General features: G+C 40.0%; 16 protein-coding genes and 5 pseudogenes. 18 read left to right on the top strand and 3 right to left on the bottom strand.

Going from position 1 to position 25,755, the window contains the following annotated elements; translation table 11 throughout:
• The first annotated feature begins 159 nt into the window (after positions 1-159).
• The 18 genes and pseudogenes from ACSLFW_RS15130 to ACSLFW_RS15045 all read left to right on the top strand — a co-directional run bounded on the left by ACSLFW_RS15130 (position 160) and on the right by ACSLFW_RS15045 (position 22,385).
• Positions 160-2,559 (top strand): annotated as a pseudogene (locus ACSLFW_RS15130) (glycoside hydrolase family 31 protein).
• Positions 2,560-2,732: 173 nt separating this feature from the next.
• Positions 2,733-3,543: pseudogene (locus tag ACSLFW_RS15125) on the top strand (M48 family metallopeptidase).
• Positions 3,544-3,690: 147 nt separating this feature from the next.
• Positions 3,691-4,994 (top strand): annotated as a pseudogene (locus tag ACSLFW_RS15120) (MFS transporter).
• Between the two features lie 33 nt (positions 4,995-5,027).
• Positions 5,028-5,426, top strand: coding sequence for a fibronectin type III domain-containing protein (locus tag ACSLFW_RS15115; RefSeq protein ID WP_436556453.1), 399 nt, complete (start codon positions 5,028-5,030; stop codon positions 5,424-5,426).
• A 20-nt stretch (positions 5,427-5,446) separates the two neighbouring features.
• The gene (locus tag ACSLFW_RS15110) at positions 5,447-6,496 is read left to right on the top strand and encodes a DUF6252 family protein (RefSeq protein WP_436556452.1); all 1,050 of its coding nucleotides are present in this window, start codon (positions 5,447-5,449) and stop codon (positions 6,494-6,496) included.
• A gap of 189 nt (positions 6,497-6,685) precedes the next feature.
• Positions 6,686-9,137, top strand: a pseudogene (lon, locus tag ACSLFW_RS15105) (endopeptidase La).
• A gap of 181 nt (positions 9,138-9,318) precedes the next feature.
• Complete coding sequence (porQ, locus tag ACSLFW_RS15100; protein ID WP_436557467.1) at positions 9,319-10,329, top strand: type IX secretion system protein PorQ; 1,011 nt, start codon at positions 9,319-9,321, stop codon at positions 10,327-10,329.
• Between the two features lie 157 nt (positions 10,330-10,486).
• Positions 10,487-11,173, top strand: a complete 687-nt coding sequence (gene cmk, locus ACSLFW_RS15095) for a (d)CMP kinase (RefSeq protein ID WP_436556451.1) — start codon at positions 10,487-10,489, stop codon at positions 11,171-11,173.
• A gap of 60 nt (positions 11,174-11,233) precedes the next feature.
• The gene (locus tag ACSLFW_RS15090) at positions 11,234-11,731 is read left to right on the top strand and encodes a hypothetical protein (RefSeq protein ID WP_436556450.1); all 498 of its coding nucleotides are present in this window, start codon (positions 11,234-11,236) and stop codon (positions 11,729-11,731) included.
• A gap of 28 nt (positions 11,732-11,759) precedes the next feature.
• The gene (locus ACSLFW_RS15085; RefSeq protein WP_436556449.1) at positions 11,760-12,398 is read left to right on the top strand and encodes a hypothetical protein; all 639 of its coding nucleotides are present in this window, start codon (positions 11,760-11,762) and stop codon (positions 12,396-12,398) included.
• Entirely contained in the window at positions 12,395-12,778 is a 384-nt protein-coding gene (locus ACSLFW_RS15080) for a T9SS type A sorting domain-containing protein (protein ID WP_436556448.1), read from the top strand. Before ACSLFW_RS15085 ends, ACSLFW_RS15080 begins: the two co-directional genes overlap by 4 nt.
• A 91-nt stretch (positions 12,779-12,869) precedes the next feature.
• Positions 12,870-14,126, top strand: coding sequence for a nucleoside permease (locus ACSLFW_RS15075; RefSeq protein WP_436556447.1), 1,257 nt, complete (start codon positions 12,870-12,872; stop codon positions 14,124-14,126).
• Positions 14,127-14,566: 440 nt separating this feature from the next.
• Positions 14,567-16,339 (top strand): annotated as a pseudogene (gene rpsA, locus ACSLFW_RS15070) (30S ribosomal protein S1).
• Positions 16,340-16,433: 94 nt separating this feature from the next.
• Positions 16,434-18,434, top strand: coding sequence for a T9SS type A sorting domain-containing protein (locus ACSLFW_RS15065; protein ID WP_436556446.1), 2,001 nt, complete (start codon positions 16,434-16,436; stop codon positions 18,432-18,434).
• Positions 18,435-18,770: 336 nt separating this feature from the next.
• Positions 18,771-19,418, top strand: a complete 648-nt coding sequence (locus ACSLFW_RS15060; protein ID WP_436557466.1) for a family 43 glycosylhydrolase — start codon at positions 18,771-18,773, stop codon at positions 19,416-19,418.
• Positions 19,415-19,618 carry a hypothetical protein gene (locus ACSLFW_RS15055; protein ID WP_436556445.1) on the top strand — a complete coding sequence of 68 codons (204 nt, stop codon included), beginning with the start codon at positions 19,415-19,417 and terminating at the stop codon, positions 19,616-19,618. The genes ACSLFW_RS15060 and ACSLFW_RS15055 overlap by 4 nt, the downstream gene beginning before the upstream one ends.
• An 80-nt stretch (positions 19,619-19,698) precedes the next feature.
• Positions 19,699-21,684 carry a DUF7619 domain-containing protein gene (locus tag ACSLFW_RS15050; RefSeq protein WP_436556444.1) on the top strand — a complete coding sequence of 662 codons (1,986 nt, stop codon included), beginning with the start codon at positions 19,699-19,701 and terminating at the stop codon, positions 21,682-21,684.
• Between the two features lie 134 nt (positions 21,685-21,818).
• Complete coding sequence (locus ACSLFW_RS15045; protein WP_436556443.1) at positions 21,819-22,385, top strand: fasciclin domain-containing protein; 567 nt, start codon at positions 21,819-21,821, stop codon at positions 22,383-22,385.
• Between the two features lie 84 nt (positions 22,386-22,469).
• Here ACSLFW_RS15045 and pheT read toward each other — a convergent pair whose 3' ends face one another.
• The 3 genes from pheT to ACSLFW_RS15030 are packed head-to-tail and all read right to left on the bottom strand — an operon-like array spanning position 22,470 to position 25,755.
• On the bottom strand, positions 22,470-24,893 hold the full coding sequence (gene pheT, locus ACSLFW_RS15040) for a phenylalanine--tRNA ligase subunit beta (RefSeq protein ID WP_436556442.1): 2,424 nt from the start codon (positions 24,891-24,893) through the stop codon (positions 22,470-22,472).
• 60 nt (positions 24,894-24,953) lie between these two features.
• Complete coding sequence (locus ACSLFW_RS15035) at positions 24,954-25,382, bottom strand: DUF1801 domain-containing protein (RefSeq protein WP_436556441.1); 429 nt, start codon at positions 25,380-25,382, stop codon at positions 24,954-24,956.
• 7 nt (positions 25,383-25,389) lie between these two features.
• A complete protein-coding gene (locus ACSLFW_RS15030) occupies positions 25,390-25,755 on the bottom strand; it encodes a glyoxalase (RefSeq protein ID WP_436556440.1) in 366 nt (121 codons plus the stop codon).

Raw genomic sequence — 25,755 nt, 5'->3', positions numbered from 1 at the left:
AAGTTTGCGCTTATACGCTATGCGCAATATCTTGTTTCTTGACTCTTGGTTCTTTTGTCCAACCTCCGCAATCGTTATCGTTAAAAACTACTGGTAGTTATCCACACCAACTTACATTTAACTTTGTAAATTTGGCGTTTGCCAATTAAAAAACAACCCATGATTTTAAGTCAGGAATTAGAATATAAAGGAGATCTTTATCCATCGAAAATAGTAAGTTTTATCCAGGAAGCCGATTCGGTTTTCTTTCATACCGATAACAGCGTAATCTTAAAAGTGACGGTTTTGCGTGATAGTTTAATCCGTTTCAGGTATACAACGAAAGGCTATTTCAGCAATGATTTTTCATATGCGATTGACAAAACACAGTCGCACGGCTATAATTTTCTCGAAGTTACCGAGAAGAAAGAATCTTACGAAATTACTACCAGCAAAGTTATCTGCCGCATACAGAAATCTAATATGAAAGTCGATATTTTTAACCTCGACGGACACACAATTTTAGAAGACGAACTTGGATTTCATTGGGAAGAGAATTACAACTTCGGAGGTAATATCGTCAAAATGAGCAAAGTCTCACGCGATGGCGAATCCTATTACGGACTTGGCGACAAAGCATCACATTCCAACCTAAAAGGAAAACGCGTCGAAAACTGGGCAATGGACGAATACGCCTTCCACAAAGACCAGGAGCCGCTTTATAAAGTAGTACCTTTCTACATCGGTTTGCATCCGAAAGGCGCTTATGGTGTATTCTTCGATAACACTTTCCGCACTTCATTTGATTTTGCTGCAGAAAGAAGAAACGTCACGAGCTTTTGGGCAGAAGGTGGCGAAATGAATTATTATTTCATCTATGGCCCGGCAAATGGCCGATGTTGTCACCACTTATACACACTTAACAGGAAAACCGGAGTTGCCGCCATTGTGGGCGTTGGGTTACCATCAATGCAAATGGAGTTATTATCCGGAATCAAAGGTAAAAGAAGTGACTTCGAAATTCCGAGAACTTAAAATTCCTTGCGATGCGATTTACCTCGACATCGATTATATGGATGGTTTCCGTTGCTTTACCTGGAATAAAGAATACTTTCCTGACCCGAAAAAAATGATCGCTGAACTCGCAGAAGACGGTTTCAAAACTGTCGTCATCATCGATCCGGAATTAAGATTGATAAAGAATATTCCGTTTACGCGGAAGCGTTGGCGAATGATTATTTCTGTAAACGCGCCGACTGCCTATACATGAAAGGAAAAGTCTGGCCTGGAGAATGCAATTTCCCAGACTACACCAATCCGGTTGTACGCGAATGGTCGGCCGGATTATTTAAGGAATTGATTTCAGAAATCGGTGTGAAAGGCGTGTGGAATGACATGAACGAACCCGCCGTAATGGAAGTTCCGGGAAAACTTTCCCGATGGATGTGCGTCACGATTATGACGGAAATCCGTGCAGCCACAGAAAAGCGCACAATATTTACGGAACACAAATGGCGCGTGCGACTTACGAAGGCGTGAAGCGATTTGCTTATCCGAAAAGACCGTTTATCATCACGCGCTCAGCGTATTCCGGTGCACAGCGCTATACTTCTTCATGGACGGGCGATAACGTCGCGTCATGGGAACATTTATGGATTGCCAACATCCAGATGCAAAGAATGTCGATTTCGGGAATGGGTTTCACCGGCTCTGATATCGGCGGATTTGCAGAACAGCCGTCCGGCGAATTGTATGCACGTTGGATACAATTGGGTGTATTCCATCCTTTCTGCCGTACACACTCATCAGGAGATCACGGCGATCAGGAACCATGGTCGTTCGATCAGGAAGTGATTGACATTACACGTAAATTCGTTGAATTGCGTTATCAGCTTTTACCATATTTGTATACAATGTTCTGGGAATACATCAATGACGGCGTGCCAATGCTGAAGCCTTTGGTGTATTTCGATCAGGATGACCCGCAGACGCATTACCGTACAGACGAATTTATCTTCGGAAACCAGATCCTTGTTTGTCCGATTTTAGAACCGAATGCGCAGGGCAGAAGGATGTACCTTCCAATCGGCAATTGGTACAATTATTCGAACTGGCGAAATCCTTTCTGGACGCCGCGAGCTTTGGGTAAAAACCGATTATGACCAGATTCCGATTTTTATCAAGGAAGGCGCGATTATTCCGAAATATCCGGTGCAGCAATATGTAGGCGAACTCGAATTTGACGAAATTACGCTCGACGTTTATTTCAAATTAGGAAAAGAAAAATCATTTCTATATGAAGATGCGCAGGATGGGTACGATTATAACAAAGGCCGTTTCAGCCTTGCAACGTTTAGCTTGCGCGGAAAAGAAAATGATTTGGTAATCCAGCAATTCAAGGAAGGAAAGTTCATCACAGGTTATTCAAAATTTAAAATCAATCTGCACGGATTGCCTTTCAAAGTTGGCAAAATAGAATTGGATAATGAAGAATTTTCACTTGAGGATGCTTTCTTTGATGGAAAAAATTCTATCGTAATAGACAAAGATTTTACCGAACTTCATATTACAGCATTGTAATTTATAATATGCTATGAATTACACCAATTTTCACAAATTAATTCGTGCTAATTGGTGTAATTCGTGGCAAAATAAAATCCAAACACTTATAAATTATTAAATATTTCAGGATGTTTATGTAACAAGTGACTTATAAATTATTGTAATTTTACACTTGTTAAAACAAGCAAACCATGAAAAAATATTTAATAGCTTCAGCAATCGCAGGCGTACTTATCGCTTGTGCTACCAATCCGTTAACGGGAAAAAAGACCTTTAACATCGTATCCAACGACCAGATTTTTCCAACGGCATTCGCACAATACAGCCAGTTCCTGACTGAAAACAAAGTCATAAGCGGAACCGCAGGCGCACAGCAAGTACAAACAGTTGGTAATAAAATCAGGATGGCTGCAGAGAAATACCTCAATTCCCTCGGCCAGAAAGATTACCTGAACGGTTACGCCTGGGAGTACAAACTTGTTGACAATAAAGAAGTCAATGCCTGGTGCATGCCCTGGTGGTAAGATTGTAGTTTATTCAGGAATCCTTCCTATTACAAAAGACGAAGCCGGACTCGCTACAGTATTAGGACATGAAGTTTCCCACGCTTTGGCCAATCACGGCGCACAACGTATGAGTGTTGACCAGTTGGAGCAGTTAGTTGGAGCAGGTGTAACGGTTGCCACGGCAAAACAAACTCCGGAAAAACAAGCGATTTTCCAACAAGCTTACGGATTGGGTTCAACTTTAGCGGTAACATTGCCTTTCAGCCGCAGTAACGAATCAGAAGCAGATGAAATCGGATTGACATTAATGGCCATTGCGGGCTACAATCCGGAACAGGCGATTGTTTTCTGGCAGCGAATGTCGGCAAATGGCGGTACTTCACAACCGGAATTTCTGAGTACACACCCGTCAGACGCAACAAGGATTGCCAATCTGAAAAAACTCATTCCAAATGCGAAAGCTACTGCTGCAAAATTCGGAGTCGTATACAAATAAAAGTTATATACATAGTTCATCGAAGCCATTCTCACGAGTGGCTTTTTTTGTAACTTTTTATTAAGTCTTTGTGAACTTTCCGGAAATCTTCGCACCATTTGCGGTTAAACTCCAAAAAAGAAATAAATTAGTACCAAAATAATCAACATGGCCAATTTAGAAAAAGGAAGTAAAAAATTACTGAAACGCCTGGGCATTTTATGATTGGGCGAATTCTGTTTACCCATTGACGATTTCATCGGCTATTTTTCCGATTTTTTATAAATCGTTATATTCAGACAGGCCGGAATATATTCATGTTTTTGGAACTGAAGTCAAAGATACAGCGTTGATTAGTTTTGTTACTGCTGCGGCTTTTTTGGTTGTTGCCTTCATTTCTCCGCTGCTTTCAGGGATAGCTGATTATGTTGGGAATAAGAAGAATTTCATGCGCTTTTTTTGCTATCTCGGCGCGTTTTCATGTATTGGTTTGTATTGGTTCAGCCTTGAAAATATCTATCCGGGTTTACTTTTTTATTTTACGGGATTGATTGGATTCTGGGGAAGCCTTGTGTTTTACAACTCTTATTTGCCCGATATCGCTTTCCCTGAACAACAGGATAAAATAAGCGCAAAAGGATATTCGCTGGGCTACATCGGTAGCGTAATTTTACTGATTGTCAACCTTTGGATGGTCATGGGTGCAGAAACCGGTGCCGATAAAATGATGGCGATGCGCTATTCATTCGTAATGGTCGGCATCTGGTGGATTGTGTTCAGCCAATACACTTATTTTTATCTTCCGAAAGGCAACAAGACAGATGCAAAAGTTACCCAGGCTGTTATCTTCAACGGATTTCGTGAATTGAAAAAAGTCTGGCGCTTATTGAAATCTGATATTCCCTTAAAAAGATACCTGAGCGGATTTTTCGTTTACAGCATGGCGGTTCAGACGGTAATGTTAGTTGCCACATATTTTGGCGAAGGCGAGATAAAATCGGCCGACAAAGACCAGGGCAACGACAGGGCTTATCATTTGTATACTGCTGATACAACTCGTTGCAGTTTTAGGTGCGGTACTGACTTCGCGGGCTTCAGCAAAATTTGGTAATATCCCAACACTGATTGTTATCAACACTATTTGGCTGGTATTGTGCGCGGGTGCTTATTTTATTACAACCCCGTTAGAATTTTATGTAATGGCTTCTTTGGTAGGATTGGTCATGGGCGGTATCCAGTCGCTTTCAAGGTCGACTTACTCCAAATTATTACCCGATACTGAAGATACCGCTTCATTTTTCAGTTTTTACGATGTATCAGAGAAGGTCGGAATTGTAATCGGAATGTGCATATATGGTTTCATCGACCAATCGCATGGCCCAAGATTCGCGATAGTTTTCCTTGCAATCTTCTTTCTTACAGGCATCATTCTACTAAATCGTGTGCCCAGAAAAAAATTGTCGATGTCATAAAATAAGTTATATTTGGGCTTTAAAAAAATCGAAATGAAAAACATAAAATTATTCACTGCACTCTTCGTCATGCTGTCAGCATTGAGCTTTACATCATGTGAAACGGAAATCGAGCCAATCGATCCGGCGGTTTTAGATCCGATTTTGACAGGATGTACGAAGCCGACCAGCTTTCATGTGAGTGACTTTGTTGAGGGAAATACCATCATCCTGAATTGGGTTGAAGGCGGACAGGAATCTTCATGGGAAATTGAATACGGAACTCCGGGATTTACACTTGGTTCAGGAACAACTTTACTTGCAGAAGAAAATACGATCAGTATCGGCGGCCTCAATCCGGATATTGCCTATGAATTCTATATAAGAGGCGTTTGCAGTGAAGAAATGAAAAGTGCTTGGGTCGGCCCGTTGGTATCAATGCTACAAGTATAGATTGCGTTAGCCCGACGGCATTGTCAGCCACCAGAAATGCTACAGATCTTACACAGGCGCTTGTAACCTGGGCAGCCGGTGGTTCTGAAACCGAATGGAAATTACAATACGGGCCAACAGGATTTACACTCGGAAACGGAACGGTTGCAACCGCAACTGAAAATACAAAAATCCTAACAGGACTATCAGCGACTCAGGTTTATGATGTTTATGTTAGCGCTACATGTTCTGCTACTGATAGCAGTAACTGGACAGGGCCGGTGCAGATAACGCTTAGCGGCGGCAATCCGACAAGTTTTTTCAAGGTCGATTTTAACAGCGCAACCTTTAATGCCACTTCTACCTTAGCCTATATTGCGGGCGGGCACATATTAATTACAGGAATACGTGGTACAAATGGCGAGCAATTCGCTTTTATCCTTAACGGAACAACAGCAGGTACTTACGCCTCAACAGAGGATTTGATGGGTTACACTACCGATGCTGCTGCTGAATATGAATTTAATAATTTCGAAAACGAAAATTTTGACCCAAATACCGGCTCTGTAACCATTACAAGCATAAATCCGACTACCCACACCATCGCAGGAACTTTTCATTTTACAGGTTATTGGTCTGATTATACGGATACTAATCCACCGGCGCCAATTGAATTCACCAATGGAAGTTTCTCAATGACATATAGCGAATCTACTGGCGCTGATGCTGGTTTTTCTGCAACAATTGACGGAACTGATTTCGGAACAACATTGGCCGGTGCCGCAGAAGTCACCCTCGAAGGCCAATCGGTATTAGGAATTGGCGGAACAAACAATGCAGATAATGAATTGTCAATAAGCTTTAAAAGTGGCCTACCACCCGGAACCTATGATATAGATGGTTTAGATGCAGATCTTGCCAGTGGTAAATATACCATTGGCGATACTGATTTCACCGCTACATCCGGATTGATTACAATTACCAGCTACACAGCATCACATGTGAAAGGTACTTTTAATTTTACGGCGACCAACACTGCCACGATGGAAACACATCAGGTTGCCAACGGCACATTTGACATAGATTATTAAAATCGGAAAAGATTATTTTTCAAATCCCGATTCGTCGGGATTTTTTTATGGCATAAAGATTGACCTTTAAATATTAAATCAATCTTAAAATTTGGTTTACAGACTGATTTACAATAAAATAAATATTAGGAAGCAGTATCTTTACATTGCTAATATTTTTGTTTAATGACAAAATGACTTAAAAATACGATGTCAAACCACAAAATACTTACACTTGACAATTTGTCACTCCAGGAATTTGATTCGGAAGCAGAATTAATACCATTATTGACGCCAGAAGACGAAGAGGAAATGAATAACGAAAAGTTGCCAAATGCCTTACCAATCCTGCCTTTGCGCAACACAGTGCTTTTTCCTGGCGTTGTAATCCCGATTACCGCCGGACGTGACAAATCGATTAAACTCATCAATGATGCCAATGCGGGCAATAAAATCATCGGTGTGGTTTCGCAAATCAATGAAGAAGACGAAGATCCGACGCAAAATGATATCAATAAAGTCGGTACAGTCGCTCAGATTTTGCGCGTACTGAAAATGCCCGACGGAAATATTACCGTAATCCTTCAAGGGAAGAAACGTTTCGAAATTGATACGGTTACCACTGAATTGCCTTACATAAAAGCGACGATTAAAGAAGTTCCTGAAACGCGTCCTGTGAAATCTGAAAAGGAATTTTCGGCAATAATCGATTCCATAAAAGAACTTTCCACACAAATCATTCACGAAAGCCCGAATATTCCGACTGAGGCTACTTTTGCTATTAAAAACATTGAAAGCCAATCGTTTTTAGTGAATTTTGTTTCTTCAAACATGAATCTTTCAGTTAAAGAAAAACAGGATTTATTGGGTATTAATGATTTGAAAGAGAGAGCTTTGGAGACGCTTCGTTTTTTGAACCTGGAATTACAGAAACTCGAGCTCAAAAACGACATTCAATCGAAAGTACGTTTCGACCTTGATCAACAGCAGCGTGAATATTTTCTGCACCAGCAGATGAAAACCATTCAGGAAGAACTGGGCGGCGTTTCGCAGGAAGAAGAACTTGATGAAATGCGCCAGAAGGCAAAAACCAAAAAATGGGACGAGAAGACGCAAAAGCATTTCGAGAAAGAACTCACCAAAATGCAGCGCATGAACCCGCAGGCGCCTGATTTTGGCATACAACGAAATTACCTCGAATTGTTCCTTGAATTGCCATGGAATGATTTCTCGAACGATAATTTCGATTTAAAACGCGCAAGAAAAGTACTCGATAAAGACCATTTCGGGATGGAAGACGTAAAACGCAGGATGATTGAACACCTTGCGGTCTTGAAATTGAGAAACGATATGAAATCGCCGATTTTGTGCCTGACCGGGACCTCCGGGTGTCGGGAAAACTTCCATTGGAAAATCGGTAGCGAAAGCGCTCGGACGCGAATATGTTCGTATCTCTTTAGGCGGTTTGCGTGACGAAGCGGAAATTCGCGGGCACAGGAAAACTTACATCGGAGCGATGCCGGGAAGGATTATCCAGAGTTTGAAGAAAGCCGGAACTTCCAACCCGGTATTTGTTCTGGATGAAATTGACAAACTTTCAACAAGTAATCAAGGCGATCCATCGTCAGCATTGCTTGAAGTTTTAGACCCGGAACAGAACAACGAATTCTACGACAATTTCCTTGAAATGGGTTATGATTTGTCGAAAGTAATGTTCATCGCTACATCCAATAATATAAGCAACGTACAGCCAGCTTTGCGTGACCGTATGGAAGTCATCAAAATGTCGGGCTATACAATTGAAGAAAAAGTCGAAATCGCGAAACAACATTTGTTGCCAAAACAACTCGAAGCACACGGATTGACGCCTAAAGATTTAATCGTCGGCAAAAAGCAACTCGAAAAAATCATTGAAGGTTATACGCGTGAATCGGGTGTAAGAAGCCTTGAGAACAAAATAGCGCAAGTCATCCGCAACGCAGCCAAATCGGTTGCGATGGAAGAAGCATACAATGTCAAACTCACCGATGAAGATATTGTCAAAATCCTTGGTGCTGCGCGTCTAGAAAGGAACAAAGCCGAAAGCAATGAAGTTGCCGGAGTCGTAACGGGTTTGGCCTGGACGAGCGTTGGCGGCGATATCCTTTTTATCGAATCGTTGATTTCTAAAGGAAAAGGCTCGATGACAATGACCGGAAATCTGGGTGCTGTTATGAAAGAATCGGCTACGATTGCTCTCGAATACATCAAAGCTAATGCTGATAAATTAGGAATTTCTTCAGAAGTGATTTCCCAACACAACATCCACGTTCACGTTCCGGAAGGCGCTACGCCTAAAGACGGTCCGAGTGCCGGAATTGCGTTACTGACATCATTGGTTTCTGTACTTACACAGAAGAAAGTGCGTAAAAATGTAGCCATGACGGGAGAAATTACACTACGCGGAAAAGTATTGCCTGTAGGTGGTATCAAGGAGAAAATACTTGCTGCTAAACGTGCCAACATCAAAGAAATCATCCTGTGCGCCGACAACAAAAGTGATATCGACGAAATCAATGCCGATTACCTAGAAGGGCTGACGTTTCATTATGTGAGGGAAATGAGTGAAGTATTGGCGATTTCAGTTACAGATCAGAAAGTGAAGAACGCTAAAGTTTTTTGATTTTTAGCGCAAAGGCGCAAAGTTTTTCGCAAAGCCCGCAAGGAAAACTATTAACGCAATAGCTCAGCGAACTTTGCGAAAAACTTTGCGCCTTTGCGGTTAATCTTTAAATCAAAAAATAATATCTTCGCAACTGCGTTATACAATAGCCGAAAGCGTTGCCACACATGTTTAAAAAAATATCTTTTTTTGTTTTCCTTCTTCTTGTACCGTTTCCTTTGGTCAGATTGGCGGAAAATCTGTTTATCAGTTTTTAAATTTGGTGACTTCTCCGCGTCAGGCGGCTTTGGGCGGAAAAACGATTACGATTGTCGACTTCGATCCGAATCAGGGTTTGTTCAATCCGGCGACGATCAATCCGGAAATGGACAATCATCTCGCGCTTAATTACGGTACTTATTATGGTGAGGTGAAATACGGAACAGCGGCTTATGCTTATACTTATGACCGTCATTTGCAGACTTTCCACGCCGGTGTGAACTACGTCAATTATGGAAAATTTGAAGGCACAGACGAACAGGGTAACCTGACTTCAGAATTTACCGGAAGTGAAATCGCGCTTTCCGTTGGATATGCTTACAACATTCCATATTCGGATTTTTACATCGGTGCGAATGCAAAGCTGATTTCTTCGACACTTGAAAGCTATCATTCTTTTGGAGGTGCTTTAGATTTAGGGGCGCTTTTCATCGACACGCGAAATGATGTCAACTGGGCACTTGTGGTACGGAACATCGGTACGCAATTCTCAACTTACGCCGGAACCAACGAAAAACTGCCAATGGAAATCATGCTCGGTATTTCACAGGAAATGGAGCACGTTCCGCTTCGCTGGCACCTGACTTTGGAAAACCTGCAGCAATGGCAAATCGCTTTCTCCAATCCGGCAAGGGCAGAAGGTTCCATCGACGGCGGTTCTACACCTGAAAAGGTTTCTGTTTTCAACAATGCTTTGCGACATGTAATTGTTGGCGCCGAATTATTCCCGAAAAAAGCATTCAACATCCGCGTAGGTTATAATTTCAGAAGGGCAGAGGAGTTGCGTCTTTTAGAACAGCGCAATTTCTCAGGGATTTCCGTCGGATTCGGGCTTCGGATGAATAAAATCAAATTTGATTATTCTTATTCACGATATACTTTGGCAGCGAATACAAGTTTATTCGGACTGACGATTAACTTCGGCGACCAGTAATTAGAGAAAAGAGTCACGAGTCAAGAGCCAAGAGTCAAGAGTCAGGACTTCAAAAAAAAAACAGTTTACTTTAACTGAACAATTGCCGAAATGGAAAAGGAGTAGTATTTTTACAACATAATCTTGATTCTTGACTCTTGATTCTTTCTTCTAAAATATGAAAAAAATCACCATCGCCATAGACGGCTATTCTTCCACCGGAAAAAGTACAATCGCCAAAGAACTTGCCAGACATCTTGAATATGTTTATGTTGACAGCGGTGCGATGTACCGCGCAGTGACTTATTTTGCAATGCAGAATGGTTATATTGATGCGGAGTTTTTCGATAGAGATACTTTGATTGCTGCGCTTCCGTACATAAAACTTCATTTTGAATTCAATGCAGGTTTAGGCTTTGGTGAAATGTTTCTTAACGATGTGAATGTCGAAAAGGAAATCCGCACCATCGAAGTCTCGAGCTTTGTAAGCAAGATTGCAGAAGTTTCTGAAGTGCGCGCCAAACTCGTCGAACAGCAACAACAGATGGGTAACCAAAAAGGAATTGTTATGGACGGCCGCGACATCGGAACCGTTGTTTTTCCGGATGCAGAACTTAAGATTTTCATGACGGCAAGCGCTGCAACACGCGCACAAAGGCGTTATGATGAACTGAAAGCCAAAGGCGATGATGTTTCTTACGAAGAAGTTTTGAAGAACGTTCAGGAACGCGATTATATTGATACGCACAGAGAAGATTCTCCGCTTGTGATTGCTGATTCGGCAATTGAAATTGATAATTCTGATTTGACGCGGGAAGAACAACTAAGAATAGTCTTAGAATTAGTTTTAAGATTTGGGAAATAAACTGATTTATATACCGTTAATTTCTTAAATTGCGATAAATACATTGAAAATTAATCGGTTATGAAAACAAAATTATTCACACTATTCTTCATATTTCCTCTGATACTTCATGCGCAGTCATTTTCATTAGATCCTACATTTGGAGAGGGCGGGGTTAAATACAACCTTAATGTGATGTTTACGCCTAAAAGCGTCAAATTAATTAATGACAGCTACTATTTTATAAGCACCACCTATACAGGCAGCGACCAAATCGCGAAAGTATCTTATGATGGAACTAGCGATGTAACGTTCGGGACGAATGGAATCATGTCGTTTGGGACATCAAATGTTATTTACAGGATAAAAGACCTTAAGAATGTGGGTGATTTTCTTTACCTGTTTGGTACAGTGACAGAAGCAAATAATAAAGATGCTTTTATCTGTAAACTCGACCTTAACGGGAATTTTGATTCCAGTTTTGGGATTTCCGGAATGCTCAAAATTGATTTTGGCGGACAAGAGCTTTTCGGACTTCATTATTGGTGCCGACGGAAAATTATTTTGCATTGGTTCTAAGGATAACGGTGAAAGTAACTCATCAAAGATGCTTTATTTTAAAGTCAATACCAATGGAACTTTAGATACGACTTTTGATACAGCCGGTTATAAGGAATTTTTGACAAACCAATTTGCTGACGGCTCCAGCATTTTTCAAAGTGGCAGCGATTTCCTCTTAGTGGGTACTTCTACATATTTCGTAAACACCAGTCAAATGCAAGAAAAATTACTGATTGTAAAAGTAAATGCATCAGGTAATACAGTAGCTTCATTTGGAACTAATGGAAGCCTCTCGGTTGATTTATATGGAGGGTATAGTATCGGTTTGTCAGAGGTGATTTTACTTGGTAATAAGTTGTACGTCAATTACAGCTTTATCGGCTCATTTAACGATCACGGCAACAGATTGTTAAAATATGATATCGTAACCAATCAGTCAGATTACACTTTGCACTTCTCTAATTTTACAATCAGCATGTTAGTCGAAAACAACGAAGTTTTCGTCACAGGCTACAACCGATGTGACTATCTGCCAAATTCACCAAATCTATGCCCACAGATGAATTTTAACATCAGGAAGTACGATTCCGCAGGAACCTCGATACCGGTTTTGTTAATGATGGTATTTATACTTTTAATTTCCCACAATATCTTTATTCTGCAGATTTGTCGAGTGTCCTGGTGAAGGGAGCTGATGGGAAATTTTTAATTGGCGGCTTCGTTTACAGGAATATTCTCTTAAGCGGCAGTAATTTCCCGGCAGAGCAAAAAGGCTTTGCGATGATCAGGGTTATTCCTTCATTTTTAGGTATTGGCGATTCCCTTATAACTGATAGCACCATTTATCCTAATCCGTTTTCTGATTTCATCAATATCAAAACAAGTAATAGCGTTCAAAATATTGAAGTTATTGATATGAACGGAAGACTTCTTGAAATTCCAAAATTTGCTTCTGAAAACGGTATTGCAAAGCTTAATTTGAGCAATCTCAATCAGGGTATTTATTTTTTGAAGATGATGACTAGTGATAATAAAATAACCCTAAAGAAAATTATCAAAAAATAATCTGCTAATTGACTTTAATGTTTGACAATCTCATTTTTAATATTAGATTTACGGGCTGTTAAAAAAATAAAAACCTTAACCGTAATTTAATATGAATATCAAGTCGAGACTGACATTAATGAGCTTCCTGCAGTTTTTCGTGTGGGGCGCGTGGCTGATAACGATTGCCAATTACTGGTTTGGCACCAAGCAATGGACGGGAACTGAATTCGGCGCGATTTTTACAACGCTGGGCTTTTCTTCAATTATCATGCCTGCGTTGACAGGAATCATTGCAGACAAGTGGGTCAATGCAGAAAAATTGTACGGAATACTTCATATACTTGGTGGATTTGCTTTGGCTTATATCCCGCAGGTTGATAATCCGACTACTTTTTTCTGGGTGATTTTTGCGGCAATGCTTTGTTATATGCCGACTATCGCACTTTCCAATTCGATTGCCTATAATATTTTAAAGAATAATAATTTTGACGTTATTAAAGTTTTCCCGCCAATTCGCGTTTGGGGAACAATCGGTTTTATTGTTGCGATGTGGATTACCAATCTTACCGGGAATAAAGCATCTGCAAACCAGTTTTATATCGCCGCAATTGCTGCAGTGATTCTCGGATTGTATTCGTTTACGTTGCCAAAATGTGAACCGCAAAGGCTTATCAATAAAGACGCTTCTATAGTCGAGGCGCTCGGATTAAATGCTTTTAAATTATTCGGCACTTACAAAATCGCATTGTTTTTCATCTTCTCGATGTTCCTCGGAGGTGCGTTGCAGCTGACCAATATGTATGGTGACGTTTTTCTTTCTGATTTCTCGAAAGTACCTGAATACTCAGAATCGTTTGTTGTAAAATACTCAACGATTATTATGTCGATATCGCAGATTTCAGAAACGCTTTTCATTCTGGCGATTCCGTTTTTTCTGAAGAAATTCGGAATAAAACGGGTGATGCTCATCAGCCTTTTTGCGTGGGTTTTGCGTTTCGGCTTGTTTGCCTACGGTGACCCTGTTGGCGGCTTATGGATGATCGTTATGTCATGTATTGTTTACGGAATGGCTTTTGACTTCTTCAATATTTCAGGGTCTTTATTTATAGAAACTACGACCGACTCTAAAATCAGGAACAGCGCCCAGGGATTGTTCATGATGATGACCAACGGATTTGGCGCGGTATTCGGAAGTATGGTAAGCGGATTGCTTATCGATAACTATTTCACCGGTGCCGATGGCGTAAAAGACTGGCACAACATCTGGCTTTCTTTCGCCGCTTATGCTTTAGTAATTGCAATTTTATTCGGACTGATGTTTAAACACAAGCATAATCCTGAAGACGTTGCAGAAGTTAGCCATTAATATCAGCTTCGGGTTTCACAGAAAGCTTCCAGCCTTTTAAAAGCTGGAAGCTTTTTTCGTTTATCCTGCAAAAAAGTAATTCATCGATAGTTTTAAACCGTTCATCGACAATTTAATTTATTTCATTCACCCTTCAAAATCATCCATTCACCCTGATTTGTATTTCATCGGCATTAATTAACTGTTTATCGATGATTTTATAAAACCATTAACAATGATATTTCGTAAGGAACTTGACATTTTCAACAGCAAAAACTTTAATATATTTTTAGCATTGAAAAGTATCGCAACTATTTGCAAATCAGAAATTATGTTGTACTTTTGCGCACCTTTTGGAAGATAAGCGTTTCCCTTTAGGTATTGAAAAAAACTAAATAACTCTTCTGTTATTTCTATCTTACAGCAAACGCAGGAAAACAGAATACAAATTTTTTATCAGCATGTCTGAACAAACAAAAACACAAGCGGATTTTTTAGAGAATTTTAACTGGCACAACTTCCAGGAAGGTATTGATGCAGTTGACGAAAAAAACCTTCAGGAATTTGAAGAGTTGGTGGAGAAAACCTTTATCTCAACAGACCAGGAAGAAGTAGTAGAAGGTGTTGTAGTAAGAATTACAGACCGTGACGCTATCGTTGACATCAACGCCAAATCAGAAGGTGTTATTTCTTTGAACGAATTCCGTTACAACCCAAACCTTAAAGTAGGCGACAAAGTAGAAGTATTGATCGACATCCGTGAGGATAAAACAGGTCAACTGGTACTTTCACACAGAAAAGCACGTACTATCAAAGCTTGGGATCGCGTTATCAATGCTAACGAAACAGGTGAAATCGTTAACGGTTTTGTAAAATGCAGAACTAAAGGCGGTATGATCGTTGACGTTTTCGGAATTGAGGCGTTCCTTCCAGGTTCACAAATTGACGTAAAACCTATCCGTGACTACGATCAGTATGTAAACAAAATGATGGAATTCAAAGTAGTGAAAATCAACCACGAATTCAAAAACGTAGTTGTATCTCACAAAGCGCTTATCGAAGCGGATATTGAAGTACAGAAAAAGAAATCATCGGTCAGTTGCAAAAAGGACAAGTACTCGAAGGTGTGGTGAAAAACATCACTTCTTACGGAGTATTTATCGACCTTGGCGGCGTTGACGGTTTGATCCACATTACTGACCTTTCTTGGTCAAGAATCAACCACCCAAGCGAAGTATTGGAATTAGACCAGAAATTAAATGTTGTAATCCTTGATTTCGATGATGAGAAAACAAGAATCCAACTGGGTCTGAAACAATTGAACGCGCACCCATGGGATGCTTTGGATGCTGACCTTAAAGTGGGCGACAAAGTAAAAGGTAAAGTAGTTGTAATCGCTGATTACGGTGCATTTATCGAAGTGGCTGAAGGTGTTGAAGGTTTGATCCACGTTTCTGAAATGTCATGGTCTACGCATTCTGCGTTCGGCTCAGGACTTCGTAAAAGTGGGCGATACTGTTGAGGCAGTTATCCTTACTTTAGACCGTGAAGACCGTAAAATGTCTTTAGGTATCAAACAATTGACGCAAGATCCATGGACAGACATCACGTCTAAATATCCTGTTGGTTCTAAACATACAGGTATCGTTCGTAACTTCACAAACTTCGGAATTTTCGTAGAATTGGAAGAAGGAATCGATGGTTTGATTTACATCTCTGACTTGTCATGGACTAAGAAAATCAAGCACCCAAGTGAGTTCGTAAACGTTGGTGAAAAACTAGACGTTGTAGTATTGGAATTGGATGTTGAAGGCCGTAAATTGTCTTTAGGTCACAAACAAACTACTGCAAATCCTTGGGATAAATACGAAGATTCTTTCGCAGTTGGAACCGTTCACAACGGCACTATCGCTGAGATCGTTGACAAAGGCGCTACTGTAGAATTTGGCGATGATATCGTTGCTTTCATTCCGACACGTCACCTTGAAAAAGAAGACGGAAAGAAATTGAAAAAAGGCGAATCAGCTGATTTCAAAGTAATCGAGTTCAACAAAGAATTCAAAAGAGTAGTAGCTTCGCACACCGCTATTTTCCGTGAGGAAGAAGAGAAAAACGCGAAAGCTGCAGTGGAGAATAACAATTCATCTTCAAACAATGCACCAGCTGCAACTTTAGGAGATAACAATGATATTCTTGCTGAATTGAAAGCTAAAATGGAAAAAGGAGAGAAATAATCTTTTTTCATCTTGAACATAGAAAGCCTTGCGGGAATGCGGGGCTTTTTTGTTAACATAATTTTCGTACATTTAAACTTCTGATACAATACATATGAAAAATATTTACTTTTTGACTTTGGGACTATTGTTTGGATTAGGGATGAATGCACAAATTGTAGACATTCCTGACGCGAATTTTAAGGCGAAATTACTGGCTTCGGATCCTTCAAACAATATTGCAGAAGGTTCGCCTTTTGGCACATTTATAAAAATAGATGCCAATAATAACGGAGAGATTGAAGCGAGTGAAGCGCTTGCCGTCATAAAATTAAGGATAGACAATAGTAATATTGAAGATCTGACCGGAATAAAAAGCTTTATTAATCTTAGAAGGTTGATGTGCAGTAATAACCAACTAACCGGTGTCGATTTTTCCGGAATGAAGCTAACAATCGTAGTCTTAAACAATAACAATCTCCAAAATATTGATTTAAGTGAAACCAATGTCACACATTATCATTTTGACAACAACCTGCTTCTTCTTTCATTCAATGTAAAAAATCAGTTTGACGAATTTCATGCACCACCACCGCCTCCCGGAACCGGTACTCCTGACCCTGATACTGAAGGCGTTGGAATTTCGTTCTTGGGAACACCTAATCTCTCAAGTATTTGCGCAGATGAATTTGAAGTGGATGACTTAACTGATAGGGTAGCTTTATACGGCTATATTTGTAATGTAAGTTCTTATTGTACGATCGAACCGGGCGGAAATTTTTCTGTCGTACAGGGGCAGCAACGCTATGATGCAGATGGCAGCGGATGCGATATACTTGATCCATTGTTTGGCGGTTTGCACTACAAATTGACTAATCCCTATTATAATGTAAGAAATGAATATTCGAACAGTACAGGCAATTATCTTTTTTATGTTGGATTAGGTAGCACAACTATTGTCCCTAAACTGGAATCTTCTTATTTCGATATTACACCTTCGTCGTTATTGGTGAATTCCTCTATGGCAAGTCCGATCACGCAAAATTTTTGTGTGGTGGCGAATGGCTTCCATCCTGATCTTGAGATTACTTACATTCCGTTAACTTCTGCAAGGCCCGGATACAATGCAACGTATAAAATCATTTATAAGAACAAAGGGACACAAACACAATCTGGTTCAGTCAATTTAAATTTTGACGATTCGGTTTTTGATTTTGTCATGTCGGATCAGACTGCAGTTCAGTCACCGGATAATCTGACATGGACTTTTACAGGTTTGGCGCCTTTTGAAACCCGTACGATATTGGTTGTTATGAACCTAAATTCGCCCAACGAAGTTCCGGCTGTTGTTGGTGGCGAGGTTTTATTTTTCACTGCCAGTATAACTTCGCCAGAAATGGACGAAACCCAAAATGACAACATTTCGACATTTTACCAAACCGTAGTAAATTCACTTGACCCCAATGACAAAACCTGTATTGAAGGCCGGAACCTGCCGCCGGAACTCGCCGGAACCTATGTACATTACGTTATTCGTTTTGAAAATACAGGAACTGCCAATGCACAAAATATCGTTGTAAAGGACAAAATCGATACTTCGAAATTCGATATCACATCGTTAATTCCGCTTGACGGAAGTCATCCTTTCACAACAAGAATTACCGAAGGCAACAAAGTCGAATTCCGATTTGAAGACATACAGCTGCCATTTGACGATGCCAGCAACGATGGTTATTTAACCTTCAAGATTAAGACTTTACCAACGCTGGTTGCCGGAGATACTTTCAGTAATACAGCCGGTATTTACTTCGATTATAATGCGCCAATTGTTACCAATACAGCAACAACAATTTTACACCTTTTAGGAGTTGATGATTTTACATTTGAGAATTATTTCACTTTGTATCCGAATCCGGCCAAAGATATTTTGAATATCAAGCCGAAGCAAAACCTGCAAATATCTTCTGTTTCGATTTATAATACTTTGGGGCAATTGGTTTTGGTTGTTCCGAATGCCACAGAAATAATTGATGTTTCTTCTTTGACGGCTGGCAATTATTTCATAAAAATCCATACGGATAAAGGCAATACCGTCGCAAGATTTTTGAAAAAATAATTTGTTTTGCAATTAACGAAAGCCTCACATTGTGGGGCTTTTTTTTTAACATCACACATTAAAATGTAATAATTACACTTATAAAATAAATTATTATATTGCAGCATTCCTATCTCCTTGATAATGCTATAATATTTTAATAATCGAAAAAAATAATTTTATGATGAAATATATTATCACCTGCTGTTTACTCTTCACAAACTTAATTTTCTCACAGGAACATCCAATCGATAATATGCCGCCGATTCAGCCATTTGACCCGAAAAACCCGCATGTTCACGATCCGGTTATGGCAAAGAGGGCGACACTTATTATGTTTTCGGAACCGGTAAAGGCATCAGTACAATTTCTTCAAAAGATTTAATTAACTGGAAAGAAGGCAAGCCGGTATTTGACAAAATTCCTGAATGGACACAACAAGCTTTACCCGGGTTTTCCGGCGATATCTGGGCGCCTGACATTATTTTTTACCAAGGGCAATATCATATTTTTTATGCCTGTAATGCTACGCCAGGAAAACCAAACGCAGCGATAGGGCATGCCACCAATCCAACATTGAATCCGCAAAACCCGAAGTTCAAATGGACAGATCACGGGAAAATAGTACAATCGGTTTTGAACAGGGATCTATGGCAGGCAATCGACCCAAATGTCGTTCTTGATGACAAAGGGACGCCGTGGATGATTTTCGGCTCTTTTTGGGACGGCCTCAAAGCAGTTAAGATGACCGACGACATGACGCAATTCAAATGGCCCGAAGAATGGCACAGCATTGCCAGACGACCTAGTACGCAGCATTTATACCAATATGAACTTACTGACAGTCAGATTGAAGCGGCTTTCGTTTACAAACATGGTGATTATTTTTATCTTTTTGCCTCTTTCGATATGTGCTGTAGAGGCATTAACAGTAATTATCACGTTGTCGTAGGCCGCTCAAAATCGATAACCGACCGTATCTGGACAAAGCCGGATTCGACATGATTGACGGGAACGGAACTGATTTTGCCACAGGCGACGGAAAGAAATGGGCAGCACTCGGGCACAACGCCGTTTATAATATTGCCGGAAAAGAATTTTTCGTCGCACACGGCTATTTCATCCCCGATAGCGGTGATTCGAAATTGATTATAACCGAATTAAAATGGGATGCCAACGGTTGGCCGATGATTGATTTGCAATAATGAATTTTTTAAGTTTCTGTGCTTCTAATAAAAAAAGCACTACAAAATTTTGCTATATTTACATAGCTAAAAATTTGATTATGAGTAAATTTTACTTTTTATGTCTCGGATTATTATTTGCATTTGAGGCCAATGCGCAAATTGTCAATATCCCCGACACAAATTTCAAAACAAAATTATTATCAGCCAGCGCCAACAATAATGTTGCGTTTATTATCAGTCTGGCTGATTATGGTCCGATTGATGCCAACCAGGACGGTGAAATACAAGTAAGTGAAGCAATGGATGTTCGAACACTTACAGTAACCAATGCCGGTATTACTTCGCTAACAGGAATAGAAAAATTCGGTAACCTGTTGCGGCTTCTTTGCAGCTCAAATTCTATTACGACATTCGATGCTTCCGTACTGCCACATTTAATAGCTTTTGTAGCTGCCAATAATAACTTCACATCATTGGACTTTAGCGCCACCGATGTTACAGAATTTAACCTCAGCAACAACCCGAATATTTTTTTTATTAATATAAAAAACGGACATAAGCACTATTTTGGCGGGATGCCACCACCACCTCAATTAGGAGAGGGAATTTACTTTCAAAATACGCCAAATCTTCAATATATATGTGCCGATGAAAATGAAATTTTTGATTTTCAGGAATACGTCGATGATTATAATGTAAACATTAATCTTAATTCCTATTGCACTTTCGAACCGGGAGGCTCAATCTATACCATTCAGGGAAATGTAAGATACGACCAGGACAATATAGGTTGCACCGAATTAACCCCGAATGCCGGACGAATAAAATTTCTGACAAATGGAGCGATAACGAGCGTTGTAACTTCAGATGCTTCTTCGTCATACATCATTCCGGTACAATCTGGCAATTATACAATAATTCCTAATTTAGAACATCCTGAATACTTTACGGTTTCACCATCAAGCGTAACGGTTGATTTTCCTGCAACGACGAGTCCAAGCATCAATGACTTTTGTATTGCGCCCGCGGGTGTCTATCCCGATCTCGAAATTGTATTAATTCCCGTAACCAACGCCAGACCCGGATTTAATGCTAAATATAAAATCATTTACAAGAACAATGGAACTCAGGTTGATTCCGGTACGGTAAACCTGAATTTCGATAGTTCGGTTTTCGATTTCGTGTCTGCGAGCCCGTCAATTACCACACAGGATGATTATAATCTTGTATGGAACTATACCGATTTGAAACCTTTTGAATCGCGTGAGATTCTCGTAACGATGCACCTCAATTCGCCAAATGATACTCCGGCTGTTGTTGGCGGTGAATTGTTATATTACACGGCTTACATCAGTTCACCCGAAACAGATTATACCCAAAATGACAATATTTCTACGTTGTACCAAACTGTCGTCAATTCATTAGATCCGAATGACAAAACCTGCGTTGAAGGCAAAAACCTGCCGCCGGAACTCGCGGGGACGTATGTACATTATGTTATTCGTTTTGAAAATACCGGAACTGCAAATGCGCAGAATGTCGTTGTAAAAGATATTATCGATACGTCTCAATTTAGTGTTGGGACTTTAGTTCCGCTTGACGGCAGTCATCCGTTTACGACGAGAATTACGGATACGAATCGTGTTGAATTCATTTTTGAAAATATCAATCTGCCATTTGACGATGCCAATAACGACGGTTATGTTGCTTTTAAAATCAAGACTTTACCAACGTTAGCGGCCGGAACTACATTCAGCAATACGGCGAGCATTTATTTTGATTACAATGCGCCGATAATGACGAATACTGCTTCGACAATCTTACAGCTTTTGGGAACAGATGATTTCGGTTTCGACAATTATTTTACGATTTACCCAAATCCGGCCAATGACATGCTAAATGTAAAATCGAATAAGAATATAAATCCGACTTCGTTTTCGGTCTACAATATGCTTGGACAATTGGTACTTGCAATACCACAACTGACTGAAACCATTGATATTTCAGGATTAAAAACAGGCAATTATTTCATCAAAATAAATACAGAAAAGGGGAATACCACGACGCGATTTATAAAGAAATAATTGATTTAATAACAAGCTTTGCAGATGCAAGGCTTTTTTTTGGAAATACCCAAAGTATTGTTAAAAAGCCAAAATGCGAAAACCGGCGTGATAAGGTTGGCGTAAATGACACTATAAACTTTAAAAAATAAGTCATGAAAACCAACAAAATTTTATCCGCAGCATTTTTAGCAATCGCCTTATTTGCAGGTGCAACTTCTTTTGCCCAAACCAAAGAAAAAACAGTTATGGTAGGTGGCGCAGCCATGTATCCTTCCAAAAACATTGTTGAAAACGCTGTAAATTCGAAAGACCATACCACTTTGGTCGCCGCTGTAAAAGCAGCAGATTTAGTAAAAACTTTATCGTCTGCAGGGCCATTCACCGTTTTTGCCCCAACAAATGCAGCGTTCGACAAATTGCCAAAAGGAACAATTGAAACTGTTCTGAAACCTGAAAATAAAGCCATGTTGCAAGGCATATTGACTTACCATGTTGTGGCAGGAAAAATGAACTCGTCTGATATTGCTAAAGCAATCAAAGCCGGAAACGGAAAAGCCATGCTTACGACCGTTCAGGGTGGAAAATTGACAGCAACCATGGAGGGCAAAAAGTTAGTATTAACTGATGAAACCGGTGGAAAAGCAACAGTTACAATTGCTGATGTCAACCAATCAAATGGTGTGATTCATGTAGTTGATACAGTGTTGATGCATAAATAATGAATTGAGGATTCATCTTTGCTTAAAAAAAAAGAGGCTGTTTCAAATTGAAGCAGCCTCTTTTATTTTTATATCAAATAGGAATTATCTTAACATAGCACCAAGCTCACTTTCAAATTTCTGCTTCAGTTTGCCCATGATTTTTTCAATCTGCTCGTCAGTCAGCGTTTTGGAGCTGTCCTGCAGGATGAAACTTACAGCATAAGATTTCTTGCCTTCCGGAAGATTTTTCCCTTGATAAACATCAAATAAATCAACTTCTTTTAAAAGTGATTTTTCGGTTTGTTTCGCAAGATTGTAAATCGATTCGAATGAAGTATTTTCGTCAACCAATAACGCAAAATCGCGTCTGACTTCAGGATATTTCGGGATTTCCCTGAACCTGATTTTATTCGAAAGTAATTTCAGAACTGCATTCCAGTTGAAATCGGCAAACAAAACTTCCTGCTTTATGTCGAAATGTTTCAGGATTGATTTTTTCACCGTTCCCAATTCGACTAAAATCTCATTTCCAACAGCGATGGCGGTTCCTTCTGCAAAAACATCTGAAACCAGCGGTTGATTATTGGTTTTGTCAATTCCTAATCTTGATAAAATCGTATTGATATAACCTTTGAAAAGGAAGAAATCAGATTGTTTTTGCGGATTCGTCCAGCTTTCCGATTGCCTGTTTCCGGTCGTGAATAATGTCAGGTGTTTGTTTTCTTCGTATCCGGACGGTAATTTATGATACGATTTTCCGAATTCGAAAAGCTTCAAATCTGAATTCCTGCGGTTGATGTTATACGAAACGGCTTCAAGTTCGGAGAACAACAACGACTGGCGCATTGCCGATAAATCATTGCTCAGCGGATTCAGCATCATCACGTTAAATTCTTCTTTGAGCATATCGGACAACTGCACATATTCCGAAGTCGTAAGCGAATTCGCCATCATTTCATTGAAACCTAAAGAAGTCAACTGATTGGCGATGATATTCTGTACTTTATAATCTTCGGTTCGCGGTGCGTTGGAAACCGTTGCATTCAATTTTTTAGTGAAGTTGATGTTGTTGTAACCATATACGCGAAGGATTTCTTCGATTACGTCGATTTCACGTTGCACATCAACTCTGTATGCCGGAATATTAAGTCCCAAACCTGCGTCAGAAACGCTGTTCACTTTAATATCCAATGAAGCCAGGATTTTCTTGATGGTTTCTTTTGGTAGTTCCTGGCCGATTATTTTTGCTGCTTTCTCGAAATTCAGGAAAACCGGGAAATCTTCTATTTTCTTCGGGTAAACATCGATGATGTCAGAAGTAATTTCTCCGCCGGCAACTTCCTGGATCAGGATGGCAGCTCTTTTCAAGGCGTATTCAGTTAAAGTAGGGTCGATTCCTCTTTCAAAACGAAAAGAAGCATCTGTGCTCAATGTATGTCTTTTTGCAGTTTTACGAATCGTAACCGGATTAAAATAAGCACTTTCTAAGAAAATCGTACTTGTATTTTCAGTCACTCCCGAATTTTTTCCGCCGAAAACACCGGCAAAACAAAGCGGGCCTTTTTCGTCACAAATCATTAAATCATCTTCGTGAAGTGTACGTTCAACATCATCAAGTGTCGTGAATTTTGTTCCTGCAGCGACGGTTTTCACGATGATTTTATTGCCGTTGATTTTTGCGGCGTCGAAAGCATGTAATGGTTGCCCTAATTCGTGCAATACATAATTCGTCACATCGACAATATTATTTTTTGGTGTAAGCCCGATTGATTTCAGGCGGTTTTGAAGCCATTCCGGAGAAGATTTTACCGTAACGCCTGAAATTGAAACACCGCAATATCTTGGCGCGAGCTTCGCATCCTCGATTTTCACGTCGATTTTAAGTGTTCTTTTATCTACGCGGAAATTACTCACTGAAGGTGTTTTTAATTCTGTATTGATATTGGTTTGCAGCAATCCGGCGCGCAAATCCCGTGCAACCCCCATGTGGCTCATAGCATCGGCGCGGTTGGGCGTTAATCCGATCTCAAAAACTTCGTCATTTTCTATATTGAAAACGGTTGCGACCGGTGTTCCTGGTTTGAGTTTTTCGTCTAAAACCAAAATACCGTCGTGGCTGGTACCAAGGCCGATTTCGTCTTCGGCGCAAATCATACCGTGACTTTCCTGATCGCGGATTTTTCCTTTTTTTATCTGGAAGGCATTGCCGTCTTTGTCATATAAAGTAGTACCGATTGTGGCTACAGGAACTTTTTGTCCGGCTGCGACATTTGCCGCGCCACACACAATTTGTACGGGAATTCCATCACCTAAATCAACTGTAGTAACTTTAAGCCTGTCGGCATTCGGATGCTGTTCGCAGGTTAATACATGGCCGACGACGATGCCTTCAAGGCCGCCTTTTACCGATTGGTATTTTTCGACAGCTTCTACTTCGAGTCCTAAATCGGTGAGTAATGCTGCGGTTTCATCTGATTTCCAGTCGATTTTTATGAATTGTTTCAGCCAGTTGTAAGAGATTTTCATTTTGTCATTTTTATACGGTTGCAAATATAGGAATTTGGCCGTTAGATTTTAAGCAAAATCTTATTTATCATACGCCTCAAGGCCGAATTTTATCGCTGCTTTGAGAACGTCGATATTGATGTTTTTTAGTGATTTGAATTTGATGCAATATCCTGTTACGCTCGCTTTCCCAATGTCTTTTCCGTAGGTTTCGCTCAGATATTTCTTGTCTTCGATACCAAGTATGTAAATAGAAATTCCTGTTGTATTGGCGCTCATGCCGATCCGGTAAAATTCACGGGTTTTTCCGTCGGCGTATTTCATGATTTGGTGCCCGTATCCGATATTCGGATTGTAAGCAACTTTGCCGTCATCGTTTTTGCCATCCATGAACCACAATTGGGATTCCGGATTTATTGCCTGAATCATTTCGTGCAATGCCTGCATGTCATCGCGTTTCGCTTCCGGCTGGCTGTTGATGTAAGCTGAAATTTGTTCTTCTGTAGTCATGTTTTTTCTATTTATGAAATTCACCAAAATGCCATAATACTCCCGACGGATCGTGCAAAAAACATTCTTTTCCCCAATCGGGATAACGAACCGGAATTAATTTTACGTTTTCGTATTTTGATAGTAAATCTAAGGCCAGTAATTCCTGATAAAAAGCTTCAGTATCTTCGACCTCCATAAAAATCATAGTATTGTCAATCCAGTCTTTTACGTAGGCGTTTTGCAGGTAGAAGGCAATATTTTGCAATTTGAATACCGACATTGACGAACCTAAAGTTACCTCTTCAAAGCCTAAATCATTGTAAAATCTTCTTGAAGTCTCAAAGTCTTTCGAACCTATAAATGGCCTGATTGATATAATTTTTTGTTGCAT

This window comes from Flavobacterium sp. 3HN19-14, from assembly GCF_051373205.1.
Taxonomy (GTDB): domain Bacteria; phylum Bacteroidota; class Bacteroidia; order Flavobacteriales; family Flavobacteriaceae; genus Flavobacterium.
Note: the sequence above shows the minus strand (reverse complement) of the source record. Positions and strands in the feature narration are given on the sequence as shown.

Excerpts from the sequence above, each read along its gene's own strand:
- ACSLFW_RS15045 (WP_436556443.1), top strand. The coding sequence starts at position 21,819 with ATGAAAACCAACAAAATTTTATCCGCAGCATTTTTAGCAATCGCCTTA.
- ACSLFW_RS15030 (WP_436556440.1), bottom strand. The coding sequence starts at position 25,755 with ATGCAACAAAAAATTATATCAATCAGGCCATTTATAGGTTCGAAAGAC.
- ACSLFW_RS15065 (WP_436556446.1), top strand. The coding sequence starts at position 16,434 with ATGAAAAATATTTACTTTTTGACTTTGGGACTATTGTTTGGATTAGGG.
- ACSLFW_RS15115 (WP_436556453.1), top strand. The coding sequence starts at position 5,028 with ATGAAAAACATAAAATTATTCACTGCACTCTTCGTCATGCTGTCAGCA.
- cmk (WP_436556451.1), top strand. The coding sequence starts at position 10,487 with ATGAAAAAAATCACCATCGCCATAGACGGCTATTCTTCCACCGGAAAA.
- ACSLFW_RS15055 (WP_436556445.1), top strand. The coding sequence starts at position 19,415 with ATGATTGACGGGAACGGAACTGATTTTGCCACAGGCGACGGAAAGAAA.
- ACSLFW_RS15085 (WP_436556449.1), top strand. The coding sequence starts at position 11,760 with ATGCTTTATTTTAAAGTCAATACCAATGGAACTTTAGATACGACTTTT.
- ACSLFW_RS15090 (WP_436556450.1), top strand. The coding sequence starts at position 11,234 with ATGAAAACAAAATTATTCACACTATTCTTCATATTTCCTCTGATACTT.
- ACSLFW_RS15050 (WP_436556444.1), top strand. The coding sequence starts at position 19,699 with ATGAGTAAATTTTACTTTTTATGTCTCGGATTATTATTTGCATTTGAG.
- pheT (WP_436556442.1), bottom strand. The coding sequence starts at position 24,893 with ATGAAAATCTCTTACAACTGGCTGAAACAATTCATAAAAATCGACTGG.
- ACSLFW_RS15035 (WP_436556441.1), bottom strand. The coding sequence starts at position 25,382 with ATGACTACAGAAGAACAAATTTCAGCTTACATCAACAGCCAGCCGGAA.
- ACSLFW_RS15075 (WP_436556447.1), top strand. The coding sequence starts at position 12,870 with ATGAATATCAAGTCGAGACTGACATTAATGAGCTTCCTGCAGTTTTTC.